General features: G+C 61.6%; 21 protein-coding genes. 12 read left to right on the top strand and 9 right to left on the bottom strand.

What is annotated here, in order from left to right; all coding sequences use genetic code 11:
• Nucleotides 1-133: 133 nt before the first annotated feature.
• Nucleotides 134-2317 carry a hypothetical protein gene (locus U9R80_RS21440; protein ID WP_301841336.1) on the bottom strand — a complete coding sequence of 728 codons (2184 nt, stop codon included), beginning with the start codon at nucleotides 2315-2317 and terminating at the stop codon, nucleotides 134-136.
• Between the two features lie 199 nt (nucleotides 2318-2516).
• Between U9R80_RS21440 and U9R80_RS21435 the strand changes: the two genes are divergently transcribed.
• On the top strand, nucleotides 2517-3404 hold the full coding sequence (locus tag U9R80_RS21435; RefSeq protein ID WP_301841338.1) for an NAD(P)-dependent oxidoreductase: 888 nt from the start codon (nucleotides 2517-2519) through the stop codon (nucleotides 3402-3404).
• On the opposite strand, the gene U9R80_RS21430 is transcribed toward U9R80_RS21435, so the two are convergent.
• Nucleotides 3304-5577, bottom strand: coding sequence for a putative bifunctional diguanylate cyclase/phosphodiesterase (locus U9R80_RS21430; RefSeq protein ID WP_301841340.1), 2274 nt, complete (start codon nucleotides 5575-5577; stop codon nucleotides 3304-3306). The two genes, U9R80_RS21435 and U9R80_RS21430, sit on opposite strands and share 101 nt — an antisense overlap.
• Nucleotides 5578-5854: 277 nt before the next feature.
• Between U9R80_RS21430 and U9R80_RS21425 the strand changes: the two genes are divergently transcribed.
• Entirely contained in the window at nucleotides 5855-7207 is a 1353-nt protein-coding gene (locus tag U9R80_RS21425; protein WP_324803891.1) for a spinster family MFS transporter, read from the top strand.
• Nucleotides 7208-7250: 43 nt separating this feature from the next.
• On the opposite strand, the gene rapA is transcribed toward U9R80_RS21425, so the two are convergent.
• Nucleotides 7251-10097 carry an RNA polymerase-associated protein RapA gene (rapA, locus tag U9R80_RS21420; protein ID WP_301841342.1) on the bottom strand — a complete coding sequence of 949 codons (2847 nt, stop codon included), beginning with the start codon at nucleotides 10095-10097 and terminating at the stop codon, nucleotides 7251-7253.
• A gap of 141 nt (nucleotides 10098-10238) precedes the next feature.
• Between rapA and U9R80_RS21415 the strand changes: the two genes are divergently transcribed.
• The 6 genes from U9R80_RS21415 to U9R80_RS21390 all read left to right on the top strand — a co-directional run bounded on the left by U9R80_RS21415 (nucleotide 10239) and on the right by U9R80_RS21390 (nucleotide 14354).
• A complete protein-coding gene (locus U9R80_RS21415) occupies nucleotides 10239-10568 on the top strand; it encodes an aspartate-semialdehyde dehydrogenase (protein ID WP_301841344.1) in 330 nt (109 codons plus the stop codon).
• 78 nt (nucleotides 10569-10646) lie between these two features.
• The gene (locus tag U9R80_RS21410; protein ID WP_165957326.1) at nucleotides 10647-10808 is read left to right on the top strand and encodes a hypothetical protein; all 162 of its coding nucleotides are present in this window, start codon (nucleotides 10647-10649) and stop codon (nucleotides 10806-10808) included.
• A 134-nt stretch (nucleotides 10809-10942) separates the two neighbouring features.
• Nucleotides 10943-11059 (top strand): cytochrome c oxidase subunit CcoM, encoded by a 117-nt coding sequence (gene ccoM / locus U9R80_RS21405; RefSeq protein WP_028943534.1) that lies wholly within the window; start codon nucleotides 10943-10945, stop codon nucleotides 11057-11059.
• A gap of 237 nt (nucleotides 11060-11296) precedes the next feature.
• Nucleotides 11297-13285: an FUSC family protein gene (locus tag U9R80_RS21400; protein ID WP_301841348.1), complete on the top strand. Its 1989-nt coding sequence runs from the start codon at nucleotides 11297-11299 to the stop codon at nucleotides 13283-13285.
• Nucleotides 13272-13478, top strand: a complete 207-nt coding sequence (locus tag U9R80_RS21395) for a DUF1656 domain-containing protein (protein ID WP_301841349.1) — start codon at nucleotides 13272-13274, stop codon at nucleotides 13476-13478. The genes U9R80_RS21400 and U9R80_RS21395 overlap by 14 nt, the downstream gene beginning before the upstream one ends.
• Before the next feature lie 12 nt (nucleotides 13479-13490).
• On the top strand, nucleotides 13491-14354 hold the full coding sequence (locus tag U9R80_RS21390; RefSeq protein ID WP_301841350.1) for an efflux RND transporter periplasmic adaptor subunit: 864 nt from the start codon (nucleotides 13491-13493) through the stop codon (nucleotides 14352-14354).
• Nucleotide 14355: 1 nt separating this feature from the next.
• On the opposite strand, the gene U9R80_RS21385 is transcribed toward U9R80_RS21390, so the two are convergent.
• The gene (locus U9R80_RS21385) at nucleotides 14356-15114 is read right to left on the bottom strand and encodes an SDR family NAD(P)-dependent oxidoreductase (protein ID WP_301841351.1); all 759 of its coding nucleotides are present in this window, start codon (nucleotides 15112-15114) and stop codon (nucleotides 14356-14358) included.
• Between the two features lie 121 nt (nucleotides 15115-15235).
• On the opposite strand from U9R80_RS21385, the gene U9R80_RS21380 reads away from it, so the two are divergent.
• Together U9R80_RS21380 and U9R80_RS21375 are read left to right on the top strand one after the other, a co-directional pair.
• Entirely contained in the window at nucleotides 15236-16153 is a 918-nt protein-coding gene (locus U9R80_RS21380) for a LysR family transcriptional regulator (RefSeq protein ID WP_301841352.1), read from the top strand.
• Between the two features lie 201 nt (nucleotides 16154-16354).
• Nucleotides 16355-16678: a DUF2025 family protein gene (locus U9R80_RS21375; RefSeq protein WP_301841353.1), complete on the top strand. Its 324-nt coding sequence runs from the start codon at nucleotides 16355-16357 to the stop codon at nucleotides 16676-16678.
• Between the two features lie 8 nt (nucleotides 16679-16686).
• Here U9R80_RS21375 and U9R80_RS21370 read toward each other — a convergent pair whose 3' ends face one another.
• Nucleotides 16687-18126: an amidase gene (locus U9R80_RS21370; RefSeq protein WP_324803882.1), complete on the bottom strand. Its 1440-nt coding sequence runs from the start codon at nucleotides 18124-18126 to the stop codon at nucleotides 16687-16689.
• 108 nt (nucleotides 18127-18234) lie between these two features.
• Between U9R80_RS21370 and U9R80_RS21365 the strand changes: the two genes are divergently transcribed.
• Nucleotides 18235-18816 (top strand): TetR/AcrR family transcriptional regulator, encoded by a 582-nt coding sequence (locus tag U9R80_RS21365; RefSeq protein ID WP_301841356.1) that lies wholly within the window; start codon nucleotides 18235-18237, stop codon nucleotides 18814-18816.
• On the opposite strand, the gene U9R80_RS21360 is transcribed toward U9R80_RS21365, so the two are convergent.
• Nucleotides 18813-21398, bottom strand: coding sequence for a bifunctional diguanylate cyclase/phosphodiesterase (locus U9R80_RS21360; RefSeq protein ID WP_301841358.1), 2586 nt, complete (start codon nucleotides 21396-21398; stop codon nucleotides 18813-18815). The two genes, U9R80_RS21365 and U9R80_RS21360, sit on opposite strands and share 4 nt — an antisense overlap.
• Before the next feature lie 57 nt (nucleotides 21399-21455).
• Entirely contained in the window at nucleotides 21456-22532 is a 1077-nt protein-coding gene (locus tag U9R80_RS21355) for a diguanylate cyclase (protein ID WP_301841359.1), read from the bottom strand.
• A gap of 126 nt (nucleotides 22533-22658) precedes the next feature.
• Between U9R80_RS21355 and U9R80_RS21350 the strand changes: the two genes are divergently transcribed.
• On the top strand, nucleotides 22659-23759 hold the full coding sequence (locus U9R80_RS21350; protein WP_301841361.1) for an MBL fold metallo-hydrolase: 1101 nt from the start codon (nucleotides 22659-22661) through the stop codon (nucleotides 23757-23759).
• 6 nt (nucleotides 23760-23765) lie between these two features.
• Here U9R80_RS21350 and U9R80_RS21345 read toward each other — a convergent pair whose 3' ends face one another.
• Both U9R80_RS21345 and U9R80_RS21340 read right to left on the bottom strand, forming a co-directional pair.
• Entirely contained in the window at nucleotides 23766-24659 is an 894-nt protein-coding gene (locus U9R80_RS21345) for a formate/nitrite transporter family protein (RefSeq protein ID WP_301841363.1), read from the bottom strand.
• A gap of 49 nt (nucleotides 24660-24708) precedes the next feature.
• On the bottom strand, nucleotides 24709-25515 hold the full coding sequence (locus tag U9R80_RS21340; protein WP_301841365.1) for an aminoglycoside phosphotransferase family protein: 807 nt from the start codon (nucleotides 25513-25515) through the stop codon (nucleotides 24709-24711).
• Nucleotides 25516-25647 lie beyond the last annotated feature (132 nt).

Genomic DNA, 25647 nt, shown 5'->3' with positions numbered 1-25647 from the left:
CAGACGATTTTGGTGCTCGAGACTGTTCAGGCGGGGTGACCGTTGGTAACAGTCCGTGGCGCAGGTAACAGTTTATCGCGGGGCAATCCCGCTCCTGGCGGACAGGAGCGGGATTGCCCCGCGATGCGTTCTATCAGTAGTCGACCTTCCCGGTATGGCTGTTCAACGAAATCACCCGCGTCTTGCCGATGCGATGGCGGTAGATTTCGCGCAGGTACTTCACCGCCTTCTTCACGCATTCTCGTGAAAGACGAATGTCATTGATCGAGACGAACTTGCTCTTGTCGTTGATCAGCTCGCGGTACTTCTTCTCGTACATCGGTTTGATCGCGTACCAGTTGGTATCGAGGATTTTCGCCGGGTTTTCGTATTCATTGAGCAGGTCATCGATGCGCGCTTCATCGAAGGTTTCACTGGTGATGAATTCGAGGATGGCGTTGTCCAGGGTGTCGTCGAAGCGGTACGGGTTGCGGGCAAAGCAGCGCTTGATGAACGCCACGATCAAGGTCAGGAAGTCGTCCGACAGGCACGGACTCTTGGCGATCAGGGTGGTCAGCGACAGGTTTGCCGATGCGCCGATGACCAAGGCATAGCGCTTGAGGGTGGTGTTGGGGAACAGGCTGTTGAGGTGGGTCTTGAGCCGGTTCAGGTCCATGTACGACAGCTTGTAGTCCTTGGGCAGCGAGACAATCGAGACCACCGACGAGCAATTCTTGAAAAAGTGCAGGTCGTGCAGGGCCGCAGCGTCGTAGCCCGAGGACTTGTATTGCTCCAGCGCCGCCCGATAGCGCTTGGATTCGATCGGCAGCAGGCTGATGCCCTCGATCGCCTGGGTTTGTGTGTTGAAGTGGGGCAGATCGATGGAGCGAAAGAACAGGTCATCGATGTTCAGGGGCTGCTGATCTTTCTCGAACACCTTGAATTTGTCCGTGCCCGGCGAAGTGCGTTCCGGCACCACTGATTCGGCGTAGGCGATGGCCACCGGGCCGGCCAGGCTCATGAACAGGTCATTGGCGTCCAGGCGGATGGTTTCGCCGATGTCGATGCCCGCCCGACGGAAGTAGGTCTGGTCGTAGTCGGTAGTGACGGCCTGGGCGGTGAGAATGTTGAAGATCTGCTGTGAGATGTACTGGTTGGCATGCTTCTCCATGGCATTGACATCAATGTTCTGGATGTTGCCGTCATCGTTTTCTTCGGCATAGCGCATGATGTCGTTGGAGATCAGCATCATCGCGTTCCAGGGGCGGATACGGCCCATGACGCTGGCTTCGCTGCTGTCTTCATTATCGAAGTTGTAGGAGAAGTCCCATTCCTCCGACAGGTACTTGCACAGCAATCGGCCAGCGTTGATGTGCAGCGCTTCCGACATTTCACTGCGGTGATCGGAAATGTTGGGCAGCACGCAGATGCCACTGGTGAAGATCGGCTCGAAGACGAACGAGTGCCCACTCTTGCCGTCGTTCTCGTCCGCCGGCTTGGTATCGAAGGTCTTGTTCATGTACGAGTACTGCTGGGCCAGGCCGAATTCCGATGCCATGCCCGAGCCCGTGCCACCACCGGCGCTGAAGATGTAGAAGTACAGCCTGGACTGGTTGGCCTTGATCCCGCAGGAGTCGATCAGGTAGGAATGAATCAGCTTCCAGTCGGCGCTGGAGAATCGGTGGGTCTCCTTGTTGAGAATGATCTTGGCCAGGTACTGGCCCAGGATCGGCGCATTACCGGCACCCCCGGCATGGACTTCCGAGAGGTCCATGATCTTCATTTTGCTGTAGTCGCGGATGAAACCGCTCTTTTCACCCTTGCCCGAGAAACGGATGCGCCCGGCAATGTCCTTGTCCAGGTCGCCAAGCATCACCAGCGGTTCGACCAGGAACACCGGTTTGCTGGGTTTGTTCTGTACCAGGCGCAGATTGTTGCGGATCCAGCGCGCCGGGCTGTAGCTGGACTCGCTACCGGCAGGGTCTTGATTATTGAATTCGTTGAGGTAGAAGGTCCTGGCGTTGTATACAAGTTCTGCAACATCCAGGGCGATGTTTGAACCACAGCGGCCCAGGCCGATCAGGCAGACCGAAGGAAACTGTTGGTCCAGCCGCAGTTGGCTCTCGTCTTCGAGGTGGACGCTGGGTGGGAACACCAGGTCGCGCAGGCCGTCGAGGTTTTCGAGGATGCGCTGAATGTCTGTCTCGGTGAAGTAGAGGTACTGCTGCGGATTGAGCGCCCGTGGGGTGTGGAACTCTCTTGCCCCGGAACTGCTGAGCGCGGGAGAGGATGACGTCAGTTCGGAAACCGCGCTGGCGGAAGTATTCTTGGAGGTCATTTTGCGCCATTTGCCTGCAGGTGGATGGCTGTTCTAGTGGGTGTCATAGGGCCATCACTGGAAAAGGTTCGCGACTGTATCAGTGCGTATTTGGCGTGAGCGATAGGGGGCTCCCCTAGCGCCGGGTAGGAGTTTCCCTGCCACGCCTGCAACTGAATCGTCCAATTACTCAACTTCTTTAATCTGCCTGGAGCTGTACATGAGCACTGCACGTCCTTCACTGGGGTTTGCCGGAATCGGCCTGATGGGTTTGCCGATGTGTCGGCGTTTGTTGGCAGCGGGGTATCCGCTGACGGTATGGAACCGCTCGCCAGACAAGTGTGCCGAGCTGGTCAAGGCGGGTGCCCGCCAGGTCGCGACGCCGGCCGAGTTGTGTCAGGGCACTGACGTGGTGTTGCTGTGCCTGGCCGATACCGCGGTGGTGCGCGATGTCGTATTTGGCGCCGAAGGCGTGGCCAAGGGTGGCCAGGCCGGGCAGTTGCTGGTGGACTTTTCCAGCCTGGAACCGACGGCGACCCGGGAAATGGCAGCCGAGCTTGCGGCGCTCAGTGGCATGAGCTGGCTGGATGCGCCCGTGTCCGGTGGCACGCCGGGGGCCGAGGCGGGCAGCCTGGCAATTATGGTCGGGGGCAATGCGGCAGACCTTGAAAAGGTACGCCCGGTATTGCTGACTCTGGGCCAGCGGGTCACCCACATGGGGCCGGTAGGGGCAGGGCAGGTGACCAAGGCCTGCAATCAGATGATCGTTGCGTGCAACGCTCTGGTCATTGCCGAAGTGGTGGCGTTGGCCGAACAGTCCGGTGTCGACGCGAGCCTGATCGCCGAGGCCCTGGCCGGAGGCTTCGCCGACTCCAAGCCGTTGCAGATTCTGGCACCGCAAATGGCCCAGAGCCGCTTCGAACCGGTCAAATGGCACGTGCGCACGTTGCTCAAGGACCTGGATACAGCGGTGAAGTTCTCTCGTGAGCAGGGCTCGGCAACGCCCCTCAGTGGCTTGGCCGCGCAGATGATGCGCTTGCACGGTAGTCAGGGTTATCTGCAAAAAGATCCGGCGACATTGATTGATCTGTACCGACGTAAGGATTGAAGCTGGTCCGCACGGGCTCGCGCTGCTCCAGCTTGCCGATGATGGCGCGCAGGTCCCCCAGGGGCACCGGGCGGCTTAGCAGGTAGCCCTGGACAAAGTCGCAGCCCTGCTGGGCGAGAAACTGGTATTGCTCCAGGGTTTCCACACCTTCGGTGACCACCTGCAGGTGCAGCGTGTGGGCCATGACAATGATTGCCTGGACGATCTCCATGTCCTGCCGGCTGCGAGGTACATCCTGGATGAACGAGCGGTCGATCTTCAGGGTGTCCAGGGGCAGGCGCTTGAGGTAGGCCAATGACGAGTAGCCGGTGCCGAAGTCGTCGATCGACAGGGACACTCCCAGGGCGCGGATATCCTTGAGCATTGCACTGGTGCTGTGGATGTTGCCCATCAAAGCGTTCTCGGTGACTTCCAGCTCCAGTTGCCGGGGCGCAAGGCCGGCCTGTTGCAAGGCATTCTCGACTTCCCTGGCCAGCTCTTCGCGCCCCAGGGTCAGGGCCGAACAATTGACGGTGACCTTCAATCCGCTGTAGCCATGGCGGCTCAAGTGCGCCAGATCTTCGCAGGCATGGCGCATGACCCAGAGGTCGAGCTCGGTTATCAGGCCGTTGGCTTCGGCAATGCCAATGAAACGCTCCGGGCTGAGCAAGCCATGTTGCGGATGCTGCCAGCGCACCAACGCCTCGAGTTTGGCCACCTGCCCGGTGTGCAGGTCGAAAATCGGTTGGTAGTGGATGCGCAGCCCATGCTCTTCGAGCAGCGCAATGCGCAGCTCTTCCTCCAGTTGCAGTTCGAGGGTGGCCCGGGCCTTGAGGGTGTTGTTGAAGAAATTCAGGTTGTTGCGCCCACAGCCTTTGGATTGATACAGCGCCAGGTCCGCATTCTTGAGCAGTTCTTCGCATGTACGACCGTCGTCGGGGAACACGCTGATACCGATACTGGTCGTCATGACCATGCGCCGTCCGGCCAGGATGATCGGCTCCTTCATTTTTTGCATGATGCGCTGGGCCAGGTGGCGGGCTTCGTCACGGTTGTGAAGCGCGGTGAGAATGCAGAACTCGTCGCCGCCAAAGCGCGCCACCACATCCTGGCTCCGGGTCGCCGCCTTGATATAGCCGGCAATGACCTTGAGCAGCTCATCGCCAGCGTCGTGACCCAGGCTGTCGTTGATGCGCTTGAAGTGGTCGATGTCGAGGAACATGACTGCCAGCATGCCTTCGTTGCTGGTTTGTTCGACCAGCCGCTCGGCAAATACCTGGTTGAAACCGCGACGGTTGATCAGGTTGGTCAGGGCATCGTAATGGGCCGCTTGCTGCAACGACACCCTGGCCTGGTCTAGCTGGCTGAGCAACAGATTGACCCGGCGCAGGTCATGTTCCTTGCTCTGCAGCTTCTGGTCCGATAGCGCCGCACTGATGCTGCTGGCACTGATCAGCAAGGTGATGAAGGCAATGGTCAGGCTCAGTTGCAGGCTGTTGTCGCCGGCCGCCAGGGTAACGCTGGCGTCAGGGGGAATGACCAGGGTCATGGCTGACATGCCGGTGAAGTGCGTGGCGAAAATGCCAGCGGCCATCAACAGGCTGGCGCCGTACTTGAGCAGTTGGTGGAGCATGCCACTGCCGTAGCGAAAGTAACGCGCCAGCACCAGGGCTAGCAGGCTGGTGGCGATGGCCACGGCAATGGAGGCGATGAACATGTCCGGTTGATAGAACTGCTGGGCGTTGGAGCGCATTGCCGCCATGCCGATGTAATGCATGGCGCAAATACCCAGGCCGATACACACGGCTGCCTGCAGGAAATGACGCAGTCGTAGTTGCCGATGCCCCAGCGTGTTCATGGCCAGCCAGCCGGCCAGCAACATGATCATCAGCGACAGCCCGGTGAGGGCATAGTCGTAGTGCACCTCGATCGAGGCCTGGAACGCCAGCATGCTGATGAAATGCAGGGCCCATACACCACCGGCCAGGCAGCAGGCACCGAGCAGTCGCCATTGTCGCTGGGCCGCGGGTTGCTCTGTATGGTTCAGGCGTTCAGCCATGCTCAGGGTGGCGAAGCTGCCGGCACCGGCCACCAGGAAGGCAAGCGCCACCAGATAGGGGTTGTACCTGCACTCAAGAAGGATCTGACTGCTTACCGGTAACTCGGCGAGCATCTGTAGCCCCAGCCACTCCATACCATGCCTCTTTGTCGAGTTTTCACTCGTCCCCCCAAGAGTCTGGAGACCGTTCCTGCAGCAGTATAGGAAGCGGGAATTAACCCATCCTCATTAATGGCACTTTGACTTCTACGATTTGGGCATTGAGCACATAGCGATGTGTTCTAACGGTGCCAATGGTTCCCATTACCCGATATCACCCCGGTCAATGGTGGCAGACACTTAGTCGATGGCCCTCTAGATTCGGTTCGGCATATGCAACGCCCCGAACACAATAATAACGAGGGACCGATCAATGCAGCGCTCCACTCAAGCCGACAATGCCTGGCGCATCCTGTTCCTGTTGTTTCTGGCCAACCTGTTCAATTTCTTCGATCGCACCATCCCCGCCATCATCATCGAGCCGATCCGCCTGGAGTGGCACCTGAGCGATTTCCAGATCGGCCTGATCGGCACCGCGTTTACCCTGGTGTATGCCATTGCCGGTTTGCCGCTGGGGCGCATGGCCGATAACGGTTCGCGCAGCAAACTCATGGGCTGGGGCCTGGCGGTCTGGAGCGCACTGACTGCGGTCAATGGCATGGCCGGCAGCTTCTGGAGCTTTTTGCTGGTGCGCATGGGCGTGGGGATTGGTGAAGCCAGCTATGCCCCTGCGGCCAACTCGCTGATCGGTGACCTGTTTCCCGCCGAGCGCCGGGCACGGGCAATGGGGCTGTTCATGCTTGGCCTGCCGCTGGGGCTGTTGCTGGCGTTCTTCAGCATTGGCGCGATGGTCCAGGCGTTCGACAGCTGGCGTGCGCCGTTCTTTATCGCCGCGGTGCCCGGGCTGCTGCTGGCGGTGTTCATGTTCATGATTCGCGAGCCGGCCCGGGGCGCTGCCGAAGTGGTGACTATCTCGCAGGCGCCGGTCGATCGGCCGTTGCGTCGGGTGCTGAGTGTGCCGACGTTTTGCTGGCTGGTACTGGCGGGGCTGACCTTCAACTTCGCCACCTACGCCTGCAACTCATTCATGGTGCCGATGCTGCAGCGCTACTTTTTGCTGTCATTGCAGCAGGCGGCCGTGGCCACCGGGGTGATCGTCGGCCTGACGGGGTTGGTGGGGTTGACCCTGGGCGGCTGGGTCGCCGACAAGATTCATCAACGCTTTCCCACCGGCCGGCTGTTGTTTGGTGCATTCAGCATGCTGGTGTCGACCGTGGCCACGGCGTGGGCCCTACATGCCGGGCGTGTCGAGATCGGCGTGTTTGTCGCAGTGTTTGGTGTGGGGTGGTTGTTTGCCTACAACTTCTACACCTGCGTGTACACGGCTATCCAGGATGTGGTTCAGCCACGCCTGCGCGCCACGGCCATGGCCCTGTTCTTTGCCGGGCTGTATTTGCTGGGGGGCGGGTTGGGGCCGGTGGTGGTGGGGGCGTTGTCGGATCACTTCGCCCAGGCGGCAATGCTGGCGGCTGGGCAGGTGCAGATGAGCGAGGCGTTCAAGGCTGAAGGCCTGCACGATGCGATGTATCTGATACCGGTGGCACTGATGCTGACGCTGGTGTTTTTGCTGGTGGCGTCGCGGAGTTTCGGGCGTGATGCGCAGCGGATGCGTGAAGGGATGGTGCTGGGGAGTGAGGAGGAGGGCGGCAAGCTGGTAGAGGCCTGACTGGCTTCATCGCCGGCAGCGCCGGCGATGAAGCCATCAAGGATTAACCCGCGACCAGCACCCGAATTGCTTCCAGGCGCAGCGCTGCTTTTTCCAGCATTGCCAGGCCTTGTTCGCGCTGCTTGCGCAGGGCGTCGATTTCGGTGTCGCGCACGCTTGGGTTCACCGCTTGCAAGGCGGTCAGGCGCGCCAGCTCTTCGTCGGTTTCGGCAGCCAGCCGGCGTTGGGCCTCGGCGACCCGCTCGGCGTGGCGCGGCATGATCTTGGCTTCACCGCTGTTGATCCGTGGCGTCAGCACATCGCGCTGAGCCTGGATGAACTTGTTGGCGCTGGCCTTGGGCACGCTTTCGAGCTGGTCGTTGAGCGTCTCGAACGACACCCGCGAAGCCAGGTCGTTGCCATTGGTGTCGAGCAGGCAGCGCAGCGCGGCCGGTGGCAGGTAGCGGCCCAGTTGCAGGGCGCGCGGTGCCACCACTTCGCTGACGTACAGCAGTTCAAGCAGCACGGTGCCCGGCTTGAGCGCCTTGTTCTTGATCAGTGCCACGGCGGTGTTGCCCATCGAGCCGGACAGCACCAGGTCCATGCCACCTTGCACCATCGGGTGCTCCCAGGTGATGAACTGCATGTCTTCGCGAGACAGCGCCTGGTTGCGGTCGTAGGTGATGGTTACGCCTTCGTCGTCACCCAGCGGGAAGCTGGCGTCGAGCATTTTTTCACTCGGCTTGAGAATCAGGGCGTTTTCCGAGTGGTCTTCGCTGTCGATGCCAAAAGCGTCGAACAGGGTCTCCATGTAGATCGGCAGGGCAAACTGATCGTCTTGTTCGAGGATCGCCTCGACCAGCGCCTGGCCTTCACCGGCACCGCCGGAGTTGAGCTCCAGCAGGCGGTCGCGACCGCTGTGCAGTTCGGCTTCCAGGCGCTCGCGCTCGGCGCGGGCTTCATCGACCAGGGCTTGCCACTCGCCGTCGTCACCGCTTTCAAGCAGCGGCAGCAGGCGCGGGCCGAACTGATGTTGCAGGGCGTTGCCGGTCGGGCAGGTGGCCAGGAAGGCATTGAGTGCCTGGTCGTACCACTGGAACAGGCGCTCTTGCGGGCTGTTCTGCAAGTACGGCACATGCAGTTCGATGATGTGCTTCTGGCCAATCCGGTCCAAGCGGCCGATACGCTGTTCGAGCAAGTCCGGGTGGGCCGGCAGGTCGAACAGCACCAGGTGATGGGAGAACTGGAAGTTGCGGCCTTCGCTGCCGATTTCCGAGCAGATCAGCACCTGGGCGCCAAACTCTTCGTCTGCGAAGTAGGCGGCAGCGCGGTCACGTTCCAGGATGCTCATGCCTTCATGGAACACCGTCGCGGGGATGCCGGAGCGCACGCGCAAGGCGTCTTCCAGGTCCATGGCGGTTTCGGCATGGGCGCAGATCACCAGGACCTTGACCCGCTTGAGCATCTTCAGGGTATCGATCAGCCAGTCGACGCGCGGGTCGAAGCGCCACCAGCGCTCGTCATCGTCCATCTCGCCCTGGGCCTGGAAGGCTACTTCCGGGTACAGCTCGGCGTGTTCGCCCAGCGGAAGCTCCATGTATTGGTCAGGGTTCGGCAGCGGATACGGGTGCAGGTTGCGCTCCGGGAAGCCCTGGACTGCGGCGCGGGTGTTACGGAACAGCACGCGGCCAGTGCCATGGCGATCGAGCAGTTCGCGAATCAGGCGAGCGCTGGCCTGGCTGTCGCCATCGCTGACCGCTGCCAGCAGGGCCTCGCCTTCGGCACCCAGAAAGCCCTGGATGGTGGCGTGCGCCTTGTCCGACAGGCGACCTTCATCGAGCAGCTCCTGAACGGCCTCGGCGACCGGGCGATAGTGTTCGCTCTCGGCGCGGAAGGCGGCCAGGTCGTGGAAACGGTTCGGATCGAGCAGGCGCAGACGGGCGAAGTGGCTGTCCTGGCCCAGTTGCTCGGGCGTGGCGGTGAGCAGCAGCACGCCAGGGATGACCTGGGCCAGTTGCTCGACCAGGCCGTACTCGGGGCTGACCTGGTCTTCATGCCAGACCAGGTGGTGCGCTTCGTCCACCACCAGCAAATCCCAGCCCGCTGCGAACAGTGCGTCCTGGGCCTTTTCGTCTTCGGTCAGCCACTCCAGGGCAACCAGCGCCAACTGGGCATCCTCGAAGGGGTTGCTGGCGTCGCTTTCGATAAAGCGCTCGGCATCGAACAGGGCCACCTGCAAGTTGAAACGGCGGCGCATCTCGACCAGCCACTGGTGTTGCAGGTTCTCGGGTACCAGGATCAGTACACGGCTGGCGCGGCCGGTCAGCAGTTGGCGGTGAATCACCAGGCCCGCTTCGATGGTTTTGCCCAGGCCTACTTCGTCGGCCAGCAATACGCGCGGGGCGATCCGGTCAGCGACTTCGCGGGCAATGTGCAGTTGGTGGGCGATAGGCTGGGCGCGTGTGCCGCCCAGGCCCCACAACGAAGATTGCAGCTGGCGACTGGTATGTTCCAGGGTGTTGTAGCGCAGCGAGAACCACGGCAGCGGGTCGATCTGTCCGGCGAACAGACGGTCGCTGGCCAGGCGGAACTGAATGAAGTTCGACAGCTGGGTTTCCGGCAGGGTACGGGCCTGGTTCTCGGCATCGAGGCCGTGATAGACCAGCAGGCCGTCGACATCATCGACTTCGCGGACGGTCAGCTTCCAGCCTTCGAAATGAGTGATCTGGTCGCCAGGCGAGAAGCGCACCCGGGTCAGGGGCGCATTGCGCAGGGAGTACTGGCGGGTGTCGCCAGTGGCCGGGTAGAGCACGGTCAACAAGCGGCCGTCCTGTGCCAGAACGGTCCCCAGACCTAGCTCGGCTTCGCTGTCGCTGATCCAGCGTTGCCCCGGTTGATACTGCTGCGCCATACTGCCTGACTCCCGCCATGAAAAAGCCGACTATCTTAACGGATAGGACTGGTACAGACCAAAGAGTCTAGCAATATATTCAACCTGCCCGGCTCAAGGCCACAGAATTGCAGCCGACATAGTGGCGACAGGAGACCCCCCATGCTGCCGCCCCTCATTCCGCTCAGTGCTGCCCCCGTGACGTCACAACTGGACCCGGTCAAGCCGACCCCGGACATCAAGCCGGTGGTGCCTGCCCAGCCGAGTTCCAGTGACGGCGCCATCGACCTCAAGCACCGCGATCCGCACCAGGCGGCGTTGCTGCTGCGTGAGGAGCAACAGCGCAAACAGCGCCGGGGCCAGCCTGACGGGGAGCAAGCGGACTATCAGCCAGTGCCGGGCGATGAGGTCAATGCCGACAACACGGTGCCAGTCGCGCCATTGATCGACGATGAGCCTCGCCAGGGCCTGCTGGTAGACATCAAAGTCTGAAGCGCTGCGCTCGTGCTGGTCAGACCCGGTTGCAGCCTTCATTATTAGGCAATCGCCGTCCGCTTCCTGAGCCAGACCATGAGCCAAGATGACAACCTGATCGACCTCGGTGCCGAACGCGCCCGACGCGTCCACGACCTCAATGAAAAACGCCTGAATGAAGTGCGCCAGGCGTTTGAACAGGCCATGCCACTGGGCAAGGTCAAGAAGAAGCCCAAGGGCAAACCCAAGAAGCGTTGAAAGCTTGATGCAGGTCAAGCCTGCGCCCCCCTCGTGCGCCCGGTCCCGGGCGCCATTGACCTCGGTCAATTTTCTCTCGCCGTCCATTCGATACCTTGAGCCCATCAGACAGGTGCAGGCAAATGGAGGCCGACATGTTCTTCGATAATGTGGTTATCGCTGGAGTAATTACGGTCGGCCTGATGTTGCTGTTCTTCGTTGGATTCGGAATTTTCATCTGGAAGGACTCGACCAAGCGCAAGCAGCGCTGAGGCTTCCAGATTCACGGGCACGCAAGGCATTTAGGGCGACTTCGGTCGCCCATTTTTTTTGCCTGCAGAAAACCTGTAGGAGCGGGCTCGCCCCGCGAAAGCAATCACCCGGATCGATCGGATCGCGGCGCAAGCCAGTTCCATTAGCGCTTGATAGTTAGCTAGCTAATTATTAAGCTTCAACCTTTCCGCACCATCCTGACTATCGTTAGATCACCGCTTTCCAAGGTTCATCCCGTGCCCATCACGTTGCAGGCCCTGCTGGCGCCGAACAGACTCGCTGTGCAATTTGCCCTCAAGACCTTGCTCGGTGGTGGCCTGGCCTTGTGGGTGGCATTGCGCTGGGGGCTTGAACAACCGGCGTGGGCGTTGATGACCGCCTTCATCGTTGCCCAGCCGCTGTCGGGCATGGTCCTGCAGAAGGGCTTGGCGCGGCTTTTCGGCACCCTCGTCGGCACCCTCATGTCGGTGGTGTTCATCGGGCTGTTCGCCCAGACGCCCTGGTTGTTCCTGCTGGCCCTGGCCCTGTGGCTGGCGCTGTGTACCGCCTGTTCGACGCTGCTGCGCAGCGCCTGGTCCTATTCATTTGTACTGGCTGGCTACACCGTGGCGATCATTGCCTTGCCGGCAATCAGTCATCCGTTGCTGGTGTTCGACCAGGCCGTGGCGCGTTGCACCGAGATCTGCCTGGGCATTGTCTGTGCCACGGCCACCAGCGCCTTGCTCTGGCCAATGCGGGTCGAGCAGCAGTTGGGCGGGCAGGCGCGACAGGCCTGGAGCAACGGTTTACAGGCAGCCAGCGCGACCCTGACGGGCGAAGAGCAGGCCCGTAGAGGGCTGCTGGAGATTCTCGGACGTATCGTTGCCGTGGATGCCCAGCGCGAGCACGCCTGGTTTGAAGGGCGGCTGGGGCGCGAGCGGGCCCGGGCCATTCGGGGCTTGAGTCAGAAGCTGCTGGTGCTGTTGCGTATTGCCCGTTCGGTGCGTCGCCAGTGGCAGCAACTGGACCAAGCCCAGGCCTTGCACCTGCAACCCTGGCTCGATGAGGTCCGGGAGGCTTTGGCCACACCTGATCAGGCGAGTTTGCTGTTGCTGCGTCAGCGCGTCTGGGACGCCGCCCACGATGACACCATCAGTTCGGCCGAACACTATTGCCTGGCACGTCTGACCCTGCTGCTGGATACCGCCATGGCGGCGACCCTGGCGCTGGGCGCGGTGGAGGAGGGCAAGGCGCCGGTGGATGTGCCTGATAGCCTCGCTGCGCACCGCGATGTGCCGCTGGCATTGCTGTTCGGCTCGCGCAGTGCCCTGGCATTTCTGGCCATGGCCAGCTTCTGGCTGGCTACGGCCTGGACTGCGGCACCGGGCGGGTTGGTGCTCACGTGTGTGGTGTGCAGTTTGTTCGCCAGCCGCGAGAACGGTGCGCAGATCGGCATGAGCTTTTTGCGCGGGATTCTGCTGGCAATCCCGGTAGCGTTTGTTGTGGGGCAGATTCTGTTGCCCCAGTGGAACGGTTTTCCCATGTTGTGCATGGCCATGGGCGTGCCGTTGTTCTTTGGGGCGCTGGGCATGGCCAACCCACGCATCGGCGCCACGGCCACCTCGTATTGCCTGCACTTTATCGTGCTGGTGGCGCCGCTCAATACCATGAGTTTCGGGGTGGCGACCTTCCTCAACAGTGCCCAGGCCATGTTGATCGGTGTGGGGGCTGCGGTGCTGGCGTTCAAGTTGCTGGTGCTGCGTAACCCGGCGTGGCACGGCCGACGCTTGCGGGCGGCCACGCAGAACGATCTGGTGCGTTTGACCCGGCGGGATTTGCGCGGGGCCGAAACCTGGTTCGGCGGCCGGATGGCCGACCGCCTGCTGCAACTGGCCCGGCATTACACCGCGTTGCCAGAGCAGGACCGCAGCCGTTGGGACGATGGTGTACACGGGCTGGATATCGGTGACGAGCTGCTACACCTGCGCCATTGCCTGGCCGTATCCCAGGCGCCGGTGACCGCTGCCGAGCGCGAGTACTTGCAGCAGTTGGAAGCGGTGTTGGCGCGAGGGCCGGCGCCGGGCCGGGGGCAGCGCCTGGACGCGGCCAGCGAAGCGTTCATCAAGGCCCTGCAAAGCCAGCCCGCCAGCGATCCGCTGCGCCTGGCGGTGGGGGCGGTGTTGCAGCTGCAGCGCAGTTGGGGCAAGTGGTGTCGACGCCAGGAGGAAATCCATGGGTTTGCGTGAGTGGGCATTGGGCGGCGTACTGCTCAGCCCGTTTCTGATTTATGTGGTGCTGGCGCTGGCAATGACCGCCGCGGTGCGGTTGTTGCTGCGCCTGACGCCGTTGGGGCGATGGATCTGGCATGAAGCCTTGTTCGATTGCGCGCTGTTCGTTTGTGTTCTGACCCTGGTAACCCTCGGGCTGGGGCCTTTGTAAGGAGTGTGAACCATGCGTGCATTGGTACGTATAGCCGTGACGCTGTGCCTGGTGGCCGTGGCCGTTTTTGCCGGCTGGAAACTCTGGCAGTACTACATGCTCACGCCCTGGACCCGCGATGCGAAAATTCGCGCCGACGTGGTGATCATCGCCCCCGATGTGTCGGGCTGGGTGCGCGAACTCAAGGTCCAGGACAACCAGCAAGTAAAGAAGGGGGACTTGCTCATGTCGATCGACCGCGACCGTTTTGAAGCCGCCCTGGAAAAGGCCAAAGCCGTGGTCGAGACTCGCCAGCATCAATTGCGCCTGCGGGAACACGAAGCCTCTCGACGCCTGGCCCTGGGGCCGCAGGCGATCAGTGCAGAACTGCGCGAGAACGCCCAGATCAACGCCGCGGTGGCGCGGGGGCAATTGCGTGAAGCCGAGGCCGAAGTCACGGAAGCGGCCATCAACCTGGCCCGCAGTCAGGTCAAGGCGCCGCGTGACGGTCATATCACCAACTTGCGCCTGGCCGAGGGCAACTTCGTCAATGCCGGGCAGCCTGTCATGGCCTTGATCGATGACTCGACCTTCTATGTACAGGCCTATTTTGAAGAGACCAAGTTGCCGCGCATTCGCGTCGGCGATCCGGTCAAGGTCTGGCTGATGAGCGCCGGCGAGCCCATGCAGGGGCATGTCGAAAGCATCAGCCGCGGGATCACCGACCGAAACGCCAATCCCGATAGCCAGTTGCTTGCCGAAGTCGAGCCGACCTTCAACTGGGTGCGCCTGGCCCAGCGTATTCCGGTGCGGATCAAGCTGGACCAGATTCCCCAAGACATGCCCCTGAGCGCCGGCATGACGGCCAGCGTCCAGGTGCATGAAGGCCCGCGCTGACTCAGAGGAACATGCCGCCGGACACTTCCAGGCGTTGGCCGGTGATCCAGCCTCCGCCGTCACTCAGCAGCAGGGCGACGGCAGCGCCGATGTCATCCGGCAGGCCGACCCGTCCCAGGGCGGTGTTGCTGGCGATGAAGTCGTTGACGTCTGAGTTGTCGCGCACCACCCCACCGCCAAAATCGGTTTCGATGGCCCCGGGTGCGAGGATGTTGACGCGGATCCCCCGGGCGCCCAGCTCCTTGGCCTGATAACGGGTCAGTACCTCCATGGCGCCCTTCATGGCGGCATAGGCGGCGTAGCCGGGGAGCGCAAAGCGGGTCAGCCCGGTGGAGATATTCACCACGCGGCCCTGGTCGGCAATCAGCGGCAACAGCTGTTGGGTCAGGAAGAACGGGCCTTTGAGCTGGATGTTGCAGAGCTGGTCGAACTGCGCCTCTGTGGTTTCACTGAAGGCTGCGTTGATGCCGATGCCGGCGTTGTTCACCAGAAAATCCAGCTGCTCGCGGCCGAAGACCGATTTGAGGCTATGGCGCAGCTGTTCGGCAAAATCGGCAAAGCTTGCACTGTTACTGACGTCCAGTTGCAGCATGGCGGCGCGAACGCCCTGTTGCTCCAGGGTCTGGACCAGCGCCTGGGCTTCCTGGGCCTTGCTGTTGTAGGTGCCGATGATGTCGATGCCCTGGGCGGCCAGGTGCAATGCGGTGTTTTTACCCAGTCCCCGGCTGGCACCGGTAATCAATGCGATTTTGCGCGTCATGGTCTGTACCTCGCAGCGGAAGCGGAAGAAGTCGAGAAAGTCTATTGGTCGCTCAGGTGCAGATAAATCCGCAGATTTCGGAAATACTGATCGGTATCGGCGAACAATCGAGCCTGCGGCCATGAACAAGTTGGAGTTGTTGCGAACCTTTGTCCGGGTCAGTGAGCTGTCGAGCTTTACGCTGGCCGGGGAGAGCCTGGGGTTGCCGCGTTCAACGGTGTCGGAACAGATCCGGGCCCTTGAGAACCTGCTCGGCACGCGCTTGCTCAACCGCACCACGCGGCGGGTGCAGGCGACCCAGGACGGCCTGCACCTGTACGAGCGGAGCAAAGACCTGTTGTCGCGCATGGACGAGATCGAGGGGCTGTTCCATCGCGAAACAGCCGCGCTCAGCGGGCGCTTGCGGGTCGATCTGCCGACGCTGATGGCACGGCGCATCGTGCTGCCCAACCTGCCGATGTTCATGGCGCGCCATCCGGGGGTGGCGCTTGAGATCAGCTGCACGGATCGCCAGGTCGATTTGTTGCGTGAAGGCTTCGACTGCGTGCTGCGCATCGGCACCTTGAGTGACCTCGACCTGATTGCCCGGCCCTTGGGCAGCCTGGCGCAGATCAACTGCGCAAGCCCGGGTTACCTGCAACGTCATGGCACGCCGACCTGCCTGACCGACCTGCATCGGCACCAGTTGATCCATTACGTGAGGAACCTTGGCAGCCGTAGTGCAGGCTTCGAGTATCTGCAGTCGGGCACCCTGCAGGTTCAACCCATGGCCGGAGCAATCACTGTCAACAGCACAGAGGCTTACGAGAGCGCCTGCCTGGTCGGGCTTGGATTGATCCAGGCCCCGGCGGCAGGGTTGCAGGGGTATTTGGAGCGGGGTGAACTGGTGGCGTTGCTGGCGGATTTTGCTGCGCCGCCTTTGCCGGTGTCGTTGCTCTATGCCCGGCAACAACACGTACCGAACCGGCTGCGGGCGTTCATGGATTGGCTGGCGGCTTTGCTTGAGCCTCATCTCGATCCAGTGGCAAGCGGAAGCTGAAGAGGAGCCGGCGTGCTGGCTTAGAAGTCACTCCCATGCGTCTGGCGATCACCTCGGTTTTGAGTGAAAAATCCGTAACCCTCGCGGAACAATTTCCATTACCCTTGGCCTTCGAGTCGCTCCGCCAGAGAGCTACCCTCCCGCCCTGTGTGCCAATCCCTTTCGCCCCGCATCCTTGTGGATGCAAAAGTGAGGTTTGACATGCATATCACATCCCAGGATATCTGCGCCGCCGCCGACCAACTCAAGGGTTTCGTCGGGTTTCACCGCAAGCGCGGCGCGCATATCGTGCGCTTCAGCGAAGATTCGTTCGGCATGGACGTCGCCGATGACAGCATCACGCCCAGCAGCGAATTTGTCTGGCAGGCCGGCCCCGGCGACGTCATGACCTTGAGCCGAGCGCTAATTGAAATTCTCCTGGCACAGAACGTCGATGAGCGTCTGAACATCAGTGAGCCGCTCCGGGTGTACCTGCGCCGGAGCGACTTGCCGGAGATTGCCGCGCAGCGACAACTGCGGGCGTAACGGCAGTTCTACATCGCCCACACCGCTGGGCGCCTCGCGGCCCAGGGCAGTACCTGTTCCAGTTGTCCGGCCAGGCTCAACAGCAGTGCATCGCCGGCTGCACCGGCGCTGAACTGCATGCCGATCGGCAACCCGCTGGCCGGATCCTGGTACAGGGGCACTGACATTGACGCTGTGCCGCAAATGTTGGCCAGGGCGGTGAATGGCGAGTGGTCGAACACCCGGTGCATCCAGCCAAGGCCGTCGAGCTGTTCCTGGCCGGCGTTGTAGGTGCCGATCAGGGGAGGAAGCTCGGCCAGGCTCGGGCTGAGCAGCAGGTCATAGCGCTGGAAGAAGCCGGCCATGTGCCGGCTGATCTGGTTGCGCTGGTCCATGGCCGTCAGCAGATCGGTGGCGCGCAAGGCTTTACCGTATTCATGCAGGGCCAGGGTGGCGGGCTCCAGCCAGTCGCTGTTGAGCGGGCGACCGGTTTCGCGGCTCAGCACCTCGAGCCAGGCGGCGGTATTGCTAGCCCAGAAGCAGGCATTCATCTGCACGAACGCCTCCCAACCAAGTCCCATGTCGGGCTCGATCAGCTCACAGCGATGACCCAGCGCCTCCAGTGTTGCCATCAGAGCGTTGAGGGCCAGAAGCATCGCGTCGTTGCTGCGCTTGCCATTGAGCGGGTGCTGTTGCACGGCGATTCGCAGTGGCCGGGGCGCCTGGGCAACCGCGCTCAAGTAGTGGCCGCAGGCGAACGGGAGCTGGACGGGATCGCCCGGCTCGCTACCGGCCATGCAATCGAGCAGCAGCGCGCTGTCGCGCACCGAGCGGCTGAGCACACCTTGTACCGCCAGACCATTCCACGCCTCATCCAGGTACGGGCCCATGGAGATCAGGCCTCGGCTGGGCTTGAGGCCAAACAGGCCGCAGGCTGCCGCCGGAACCCGGATGGAACCGCCACCGTCGGTGGCGTGTGCCGCCGCGACCATGCCGCTGGCGACCGCCGCCGCTGAGCCGCCGCTGGAGCCACCCGCGCTGCGACTCAAGTCCCAGGGGTTGCGGGTGGGGCCGCAAAGCCGCGACTCGGTGGTGGTGCTGATGGCCAGCTCCGGCGTTGTGGTGCGGCCCAGGGTAACCAGGCCCGCGCGGCGAAAGCGCTGCATCAAGAAGGAGTCGGCTTCGCTGCGGGTGCCTTGGGCCAGGCGGCTGCCGAACTCATGGGGCCGCCCTTGCATGCTGATGGCCAGGTCCTTGATCAGAAAGGGGACGCCATACAGCGCGCCGGCGCTGGGAGCGGGGAGGGGTTCGTCCCGCCAGTGTTCGGCCAGGGCGTTGACCCTGGGTTCGACCCCCTCGATTGCCTGATGCGCGGCCTGGATGACTTCATGGCTGCTGACTTCGCCCCGGTCAATCAGGCCTGCCAGGCCAATGGCATCGAATTGCACGTACTCAGAAACCTTCATCATGGACTCCCGCTACTGTGTCGGTTGACGATAGAATACCGATGGGTATCGAGCGATACTCATGAGTATAGAGTGATACTGATTGGTATCGTCGTCAACGGGAGCCTGTCCATGCGTTCGCAACGAATCGCCCGCCTGCCGCCTCGCGAGCGTGTACTCGATGCCGCCCACGAGCTGTTTTTCAACGAGGGCATCAGCCGTGTAACGGTCGATGCCATTGCCGCCAAGGCTGAAACCACCAAGATGACCGTGTACCGGCACTTTGAATCCAAGGACGTGCTGGTGCTGGCCTGGTTGCAGTTGCTGATGGAGGAGTACGACAGCGTTTGGGCCGATCTGGCCGAGCGCTTTGCCGGGCAGCCGGCGCTCCAGATCCTGGGGTTCGCCGAGTTTCTGGTGCAGGAGCCGGTCCTGTCGTCGCACCGCGGCTGCGCTTATACCAACACCCTGGCGGAGCTGCCGGTGTGCGACAGCCCGGCACGGACACTGATCGAAGCCCACAAGCGTCGGCAAGCGGCGCGGTTGGTTCGCCTGTGTGAGGAAAGTGGTCTGGATGAACCGCAACTGGCGGCCTTTGAGCTGACCTTGCTACTGGAGGGCGTACAGATCGTCGCGCAGAACAAGGGCTTCGATGATGTTGCCAGCCGCTTGCTGACCCTGGTGCGCAAGCGACTGGGGCTTGCGGCGAGCTAGGAGGTGCCGCATCGGCTGCTGCTGTCGTGTTCGAGCAGCAGTTGCTCGAAGGCGCGTTTATCGATCGGTTTGCTCAGGTAGTAACCCTGGACCTCATGGCACTTTTCCTTGCTCAGCGCCTTGAGTTGCTGCTCGGTTTCCACGCCTTCGGCGGTGACGGTCAGGCCCATGGCCTTGCCCAGGTTGATGATGGCCTGGACCACGGCGCGGTCGTTGCTGTCGTTACTCAGGCCAGCAATGAAGCGCTTGTCGATCTTGATGCTGTCGAAGGGGTAGGTGCGCAGGTAGCCCAGCGATGAATAGCCGGTGCCGAAATCATCCATGTTCAGGCGCACGCCCAGTTCCTTGAGCGCCGTCATGGTGCCCAGGGCGCCCTCGATATCGTTGAGCATGACGTTTTCAGTGATCTCCAGCTCCAGGCGCTGGGCCGGGAAACCGGTCTCGACGAGGATGGTGTAGACGTCATTGACCACATCGCTGCGCGAGAACTGCGCCGGCGAGAGGTTGACCGATACCAGCAGGTGCTGCGGCCAGCTGCAAGCCGTTTCGCAGGCCTCGCGCAGCACCCAGCGGCCCAGGGGGACGATGAGGTCGGTCTGTTCGGCCAGCGGAATGAACGTGTCTGGGCCCAGTAACCCCTCAACGGGATGATTCCAGCGCACCAGGGCTTCGACCGAGACAATTTCCAGCGACTCCAGGCGGTAGCGTGGCTGAAAGTGCAGGACGAACTCATCGTTCTTAAGTGCTTTGCGCAAATCGTTTTCCAGTTGGCGACGGTACTGGATCTGCTCGTTCATCTCCGGCGAGAAGTAGCGCCAGGTGTTCTTGCCATCGGCCTTGGCCTGGTACAAGGCAATATCGGCGCAGCGAATCAGTTCACCGGCATCGAAGCCTTGCAAGCGGGTCTGGGCCACGCCAAGGCTTGCACCGATATGCAGGGCCTGTTCTTCGTAGTGGATGGGTTGGTGCAGGTTGTCGATCAGGCGGGCACAGAAGCGGTCGATCTCGTTGCGGCTGTCCATGCCGTTCATCACCAGGACGAATTCGTCCCCGCCCAGGCGTGCTACCAGGTCCCCGTCGCGGGTCGACTCGCGCAGGCGCACGGCGACCTCCAGCAGCACGGCGTCCCCGGCGGCATGGCCGAGGGAGTCGTTGATCGGCTTGAAGCTGTCCAGGTCCAACAGCAACAGCGTCAAGGGTGGGGCGTCCTGGCCCTTGAGCAGCGCCTGTTCCAGAAAGCGCGAAAGCTTGTTGCGGTTGGCAAGGCCTGTGAGTGCATCGTGCATCGACAAGTGCTGGATGCGGGCATGGGCGGCCACCTCGTCAGTGATATCGCTGGCGGTGCCGCGAAAGCCGGCCAGCTTGCCGTCGAGCATGATCGACCGCGCCGAGACCCGGCAAAAACACAGCTGTCCATTCTGATCGCGGTAGGCGCAGCGAAGATTGGCCATTTGCTGCGGATCAGGCTCAGCCTGGCTATCAAGCCAGAGCGTCAGGGGGGTGGTCTCGCAACTGAGTAGCTGGTTGATCGGTTGGCCCAGCCAGTCTTCGGTCTTGTAGCCGGTGACGGTGACGAAGCGCTGGGAAAGATAGCTCAGGCGCTGGAAGCGATCGGTTTCCCAGATCCAGTCCGACGCGGCCTCGGCCACCGCACGAAAGCGCTGCTCGCTGGCCTCCAGCGCCAGGTTGCTCGATTGCAGGCTTCGCAGGGAGCTGGCGATTTCCCGGGCGGTGCGCAATGCATAGCGGAAGAAGTAGACCATCAGCAGGCCCAGTACCAGCATGGCCCCGAGCAAAGGGGGCAGCACAGCCCAGAGCAGTTGATCGCCCGGGCGGGGTGTGAGCCACGCCAGGCGGTACTCGGTTTCACCCAGTACCAGGCTGGATTGATCCTCTGCCAAGGCACCCGCTTTTTCGATGTGCATGCCGCTCACGCCAGCCCCGGCGCCCAGGTTGCTGAGTTTTTCGGGGGTCAGTTGGTCGACGAACATCATCACCGAGGTGGTGTGCGGATCAATGCCCAGTTGTTCGTCATCGGGGCGAATGGCGGCGGCCACCACTACCGCCGGCCAGCCATTGAACAGCACATACTGGGTGATTTGCCGGCGCTCGGTGGCGACGTTTCGCGCCTGGGCAATGATGGGGGCCAATGGCTCTTCTATATAGGTACTGGCGGGGGCGTTACTGAGCTGGCCTTTGAACAAGGCGTATTTAGTGTGCTGGTCATCGAGCACGAACACCCCTTCAAATCCGCTGGCGGTGTACAGCGAGTCTCCTACGTTTTTCTCTTTATAAGCCCACTCCAGGTCGGCGGTGCCGTTGAGGTGGTCGTAGGCGGCATCCCATACGGCATAGCTGGAGAGAAATTGCCGAGAAGCTTCCAGCCGCTGTTCGAGCGCCTTATGTGCATAGAAGCTGCTTTTTTCGCGCTCGCTGGCGTTCAGCGAGAGGGCAATGTTGAACAGTGCGCCGAGGGCAATCAGACAGGCCAGGACAAACAACACAGCGATACCGGCGATGAGTTTGCGGGTTTGCAGGTGAGGGGGCGGGTTGGTCGGCGAATTCTTGGCGATCCTGTCCATGCACGTGCTGCTCCTTGGTGAGTTGCACCCTTGCGGCCGTGCCGCAGGGGCGAACGTTCACTCAGGATAGGCCAGCTTCAGGGGGGCAAGGTCCAACTGGGCAAAATTGACTTGATCGCGCCCGCTGTTTTTCGCCGTGTACAAGGCTTTGTCGGCTTCATTCAACCAGGCTTCCGGAGAGCTCAGGCTTTCGTGGTAGCTGGCAAGGCCGATGCTCAGGCTGATGCGCAGGGCCGGCAATTGCGGATTGCGGTAGTTACCGACCTGTTCGCGCAGGCGCTCCATGCTCAGGCGGGCGTGTTCCAGGCTGGTGTCGGGCAGAATCAAACAGAACTCGTCGCCACCGTAGCGACCGGCCAGGTCATCTTCGCGCAGGCTGCGCTTGAGCTCGCTGCTGAGTTGGCTCAGCACACAGTCGCCAACGACATGGCCGTAGGTGTCATTGATGGATTTGAAGTGGTCGATGTCGATGATCGCGATGACTGCGCCGCAACGCTTTTGCTGGCAGATTTGGAACTTCAGTTGCAGCAGGTCTTTCCACGCGCCGTGATTGAGCAGGCCGGTCAGGCTGTCGGTGCGGCTCAGGGCGCTGAGACGGCGCTTGTGCTCGGACAGCTTCATGGCCAGGCGATAACAGACCCAGCCGACCGCCATGGGGTAGAGGGTCAGCATGGGCAGGCAGGCGTAGACCTGAAGGGAGGTTGCTTGCAGCTCAAGCCCGGCGCCGAACAGGGAGATCGACAGGCCGGCACCCAGGCACTGGGCGAGCAACCCCTTGAGAAACAGGCGTTGACCCCCGGCAGCGAAATTGTTCATCGCCATCATCGAAAGAATGGTGACGGTGGGCAGGGGATTGAAGTGCAGGGTGGCAGCCCAGAAACCGCCCATCAGCGAGTCGGTCAGCAGGTTACGGTATTCGGCGTGATAGGGAACCGGGGCACGCCGGGCGAGCTGATAGGCCAGGTGTGGCCAGAGCAGCCCGTTCAGCAGCAACAACCCCCAGACCCACTGAGGCATATCCAGGGTCGAGATACCGGCCATTACACTGAGCATGCCGATGCCCAGGCCGATAATGCGCGGTGGGTATATCCTTCTTACAAATGAAAGGCCCTTGCCGTTCTTGTTGTCCATCATGGTCGCTGGCCTGTCCCGGGACGCCGTTTATCGCATAGAAGCGGTGAACATTGTTGAACAATCGCACGCTAGTGAAAAATGGCCTTATAGGCCATTTCATAGTTGATGCAACCACCTTGGGGTACCATGAAACTTACCCTCATCCTTGGAGTGCTTCTGCTCATGGCCCCTCTGACCCCACAGGCGGGTGAACCGGCGCAACGCCAGGATGGGCGCTACCACAACTTGCGCCAGCTACCCCAGGACAGCGCGTTCAAAAAGCTGCGCATCGGATTCAAGTTTCTGTTCCTCAGCAAGCCACCGGATACTCGGCCGGATGTGGCGATTGCCGTACAGCCCCTGAGTCGCCAGCAATTGCTTGACGCTCCGGATCGCAGTGTGTGGCGGCTCGGGCATTCCACGGTACTGCTCAAGCTGCGTGAACGCTTCTTCATCACCGACCCGGTATTCGCCGAACGCGCCTCGCCAGTGCAATGGGCCGGGCCGCAGCGTTTCCACCAGCCACCGCTCAAGCTCGACGAACTGCCGCCGTTGACCGCAGTGATCCTTTCCCATGACCACTATGATCACCTCGATGAGCACGCCATCCGGCAATTGGCCGACCGTGCCGAGCATTTCATCGCGCCGTTGGGGGTGGGTGACCTGCTGATCGAGTGGGGGGTGCCGGCAGCCAAGGTGCAACAACTGGACTGGTGGCAGGAGACCCGCATCGAGGGTATCCGCTTCGTGGCGACGCCGGCCCAGCACTTTTCCGGGCGTGGTCTGTTCGACAGCAACAGCCGGCTATGGGCGTCGTGGGTCATCCTGGACGACAACCTGCGATTGTTCTTCAGCGGTGATACTGGCTATTTCGAGGGCTTCAAGCAAATTGGCGATCGATATGGGCCCTTTGATGTGACCCTGATCGAAACCGGTGCCTACAACCGTGACTGGCCCAACGTTCATATGCAGCCCGAACAAAGCCTGCAGGCGCACCAGGACCTGCGCGGGCGCTGGTTGCTGCCGGTGCATAACGGCACGTTTGATCTGTCCACCCACAGCTGGCATGAACCTTTCGATCGCATCCTTGCCTTGGCCAATGCCGCGCAGGTGCTGCTCAGCACGCCACAGATGGGCGAGCGGGTGAGCCTGGAACATCCCCATAGCGGCCCGGCCTGGTGGCTGCCCAAGCCGCAGCGTCAGACACTGGGCGCTGACGAGCGGGTCATGGCTATGAAGGACCTGTAGGCGGCGCTACTTCGGTGAGGGCTTGCGTGCTTTATCTTCCTTGCCCTCGCCCGGTTGTGGTGTGGGTGGTTTGCCGCTGTCGCTGCGCACTTGGGCATGGCTGATCAGCGCGAAGATGAAACTGCCGCCGATAATGTTGCCGACCAGGGTGGGGGCGGCAAAGTCCAGCCAGTAGGTTTGCCAGCTGACTTCACCGGCCCAGGCCAGGTACGAGACTTCCACGGAGCCGACGACAATATGGGTGAAGTCCCCCAGCGCCATGAGGTAGGTGATCATCAGGATGATCCAGATCTTGGCGTGCTCCATGGAGGGAATCATCCAGACCATGGTGGCGATCATCCAGCCCGAGATGATGCCCTTGGCAAACATCTGGTTCAGATCGTTCTCCATCACCTTGCGACCGACATCTAGAAAGGCTTCGTCGGTCTTGCTGTCGAAGATTGGCAGGTACAGCATCACGTAGGAAACCAGTATGGTGCCGGCGAGGTTGCCGAGCAGCACCACGGACCATAAGCGCAGCAGGCGTCCGAGATTGTTCAGCGTGGGGTTGGTCATGACCGGCAGTACGGCGGTCAGGGTGTTTTCGGTGAAAAGTTGTTGGCGGGCCAGGATGACCGCAAGAAACCCGGCTGAATACCCCAGGCTGGCAATCAGCTGGCTGCTGTCCCCTTCGGGCAGGCGCGCATAGAAAAGCCCCATGGCCATCATCGACAGGCCCATGCTCAATCCCGCTGCCAGCGCCGACCACCAGAGGGCGGCGAGCGTGCGCTCCAGTTCCTGATCACCCTGGTAACGAATGATCTCGTGCAACACGGCTGCGCGTGGGGGTTGGTTGTGACTGACTTCCTGCTCTTCGTCCGCTGACAGGCCTGGGGTCTTGCCGTTTTCTGTATCGCTCATGGCTATGGCTCGCGTGGAGTGCCTTCTCTACAGATCGACAGCGGGCGGATTAGTTGCCTGTCTCCAGAGCGTTGAGTGCGAGTTGTGCCACGGACAGGCGAGGGGCGGCGTGCTCGTGCAGGTCGTCTTCACGGAACCAGGCTGCGGACAAACCACACCAGGCCACGATCCACTGCAACAGTCGCTCGCGCGGTAGCGCGGCGATCTCGCAGACAAGCGCCAGTCGTTGGGTAAAGTGCTGTGCATCTGTGGCGATGCAAGGGGAGGGGTTGCAGAACAGATTGGCGTAATCGAACGTGCGCTCGCCGTAGAGGCACTTGGGGTCGATGGCGCGCCAACCGCGTGGGCCGAAGTCCAGCACATTGCCGTGGTGGATATCGCCGTGCAGCACGCATTCTTCTTGCGGGGTGGCCAACAGGTGCCGAGCGATTTCGGCGCTGTCTTTGTAGATGCCGCCATAGGCGTCGGCGGCGGGCCATAAACTGCTGAACCAGGACCTCAGTGTTATGAGTGGTAGTGCGGGCCTGTTGCGTGGGGCGTGTAACAGCGCAACGGTCTGGCACAGGATGCGGGTGGCGTGTTCATCGCGTCCTTGCTCGGCATAGGTGGTCAATGAGTCCGGCCCCAGCGCTCGCTCCATCAACAGGCCGTTGTCGGCGAGAGCCAGTACCTGCGCCGCGCCTTCGCCGTTCCACCACTTCATCACTTCGGCGCCATGTTGTTCTTCACGTGTATGGGCGACCTTGAGCATGGCGGGTTGGCCTTGGTACATCACCGCAAGCAAGTGACTGCTAGCCGTAATGATGGGGGCGCCATCGGGAATCAACTGCCAGCACTGCAGGTAAGGTTCAAACATGGAGGTTTCCTTGATGTGAAGTACCTATATATAGATATCTGAGGCGGAGTTGAAATAAGTCCTTGACCTGCCGTTTTATCTCTCTATAATTCGCCCCACTTCCGGCGTAGTCGGAATCGAAAACTCCTTGAG

This window comes from Pseudomonas sp. JQ170C, assembly GCF_035581345.1.
Lineage (GTDB): Bacteria > Pseudomonadota > Gammaproteobacteria > Pseudomonadales > Pseudomonadaceae > Aquipseudomonas.
The sequence above is the reverse complement of the archived record's forward strand: the minus strand, read 5'-3'. Positions and strand labels throughout refer to the sequence as shown.

Excerpts from the sequence above, each read along its gene's own strand:
- U9R80_RS21340 (WP_301841365.1), bottom strand. The coding sequence starts at position 25,515 with ATGTTTGAACCTTACCTGCAGTGCTGGCAGTTGATTCCCGATGGCGCC.
- U9R80_RS21370 (WP_324803882.1), bottom strand. The coding sequence starts at position 18,126 with ATGATGAAGGTTTCTGAGTACGTGCAATTCGATGCCATTGGCCTGGCA.
- U9R80_RS21430 (WP_301841340.1), bottom strand. The coding sequence starts at position 5,577 with ATGGAGTGGCTGGGGCTACAGATGCTCGCCGAGTTACCGGTAAGCAGT.
- U9R80_RS21380 (WP_301841352.1), top strand. The coding sequence starts at position 15,236 with ATGAACAAGTTGGAGTTGTTGCGAACCTTTGTCCGGGTCAGTGAGCTG.
- U9R80_RS21365 (WP_301841356.1), top strand. The coding sequence starts at position 18,235 with ATGCGTTCGCAACGAATCGCCCGCCTGCCGCCTCGCGAGCGTGTACTC.
- ccoM (WP_028943534.1), top strand. The coding sequence starts at position 10,943 with ATGTTCTTCGATAATGTGGTTATCGCTGGAGTAATTACGGTCGGCCTG.
- U9R80_RS21435 (WP_301841338.1), top strand. The coding sequence starts at position 2,517 with ATGAGCACTGCACGTCCTTCACTGGGGTTTGCCGGAATCGGCCTGATG.
- U9R80_RS21440 (WP_301841336.1), bottom strand. The coding sequence starts at position 2,317 with ATGACCTCCAAGAATACTTCCGCCAGCGCGGTTTCCGAACTGACGTCA.
- U9R80_RS21345 (WP_301841363.1), bottom strand. The coding sequence starts at position 24,659 with ATGAGCGATACAGAAAACGGCAAGACCCCAGGCCTGTCAGCGGACGAA.
- U9R80_RS21385 (WP_301841351.1), bottom strand. The coding sequence starts at position 15,114 with ATGACGCGCAAAATCGCATTGATTACCGGTGCCAGCCGGGGACTGGGT.
- U9R80_RS21375 (WP_301841353.1), top strand. The coding sequence starts at position 16,355 with ATGCATATCACATCCCAGGATATCTGCGCCGCCGCCGACCAACTCAAG.
- U9R80_RS21350 (WP_301841361.1), top strand. The coding sequence starts at position 22,659 with ATGAAACTTACCCTCATCCTTGGAGTGCTTCTGCTCATGGCCCCTCTG.
- U9R80_RS21355 (WP_301841359.1), bottom strand. The coding sequence starts at position 22,532 with ATGATGGACAACAAGAACGGCAAGGGCCTTTCATTTGTAAGAAGGATA.
- U9R80_RS21395 (WP_301841349.1), top strand. The coding sequence starts at position 13,272 with ATGGGTTTGCGTGAGTGGGCATTGGGCGGCGTACTGCTCAGCCCGTTT.
- U9R80_RS21410 (WP_165957326.1), top strand. The coding sequence starts at position 10,647 with ATGAGCCAAGATGACAACCTGATCGACCTCGGTGCCGAACGCGCCCGA.
- U9R80_RS21425 (WP_324803891.1), top strand. The coding sequence starts at position 5,855 with ATGCAGCGCTCCACTCAAGCCGACAATGCCTGGCGCATCCTGTTCCTG.
- rapA (WP_301841342.1), bottom strand. The coding sequence starts at position 10,097 with ATGGCGCAGCAGTATCAACCGGGGCAACGCTGGATCAGCGACAGCGAA.
- U9R80_RS21415 (WP_301841344.1), top strand. The coding sequence starts at position 10,239 with ATGCTGCCGCCCCTCATTCCGCTCAGTGCTGCCCCCGTGACGTCACAA.
- U9R80_RS21360 (WP_301841358.1), bottom strand. The coding sequence starts at position 21,398 with ATGGACAGGATCGCCAAGAATTCGCCGACCAACCCGCCCCCTCACCTG.
- U9R80_RS21390 (WP_301841350.1), top strand. The coding sequence starts at position 13,491 with ATGCGTGCATTGGTACGTATAGCCGTGACGCTGTGCCTGGTGGCCGTG.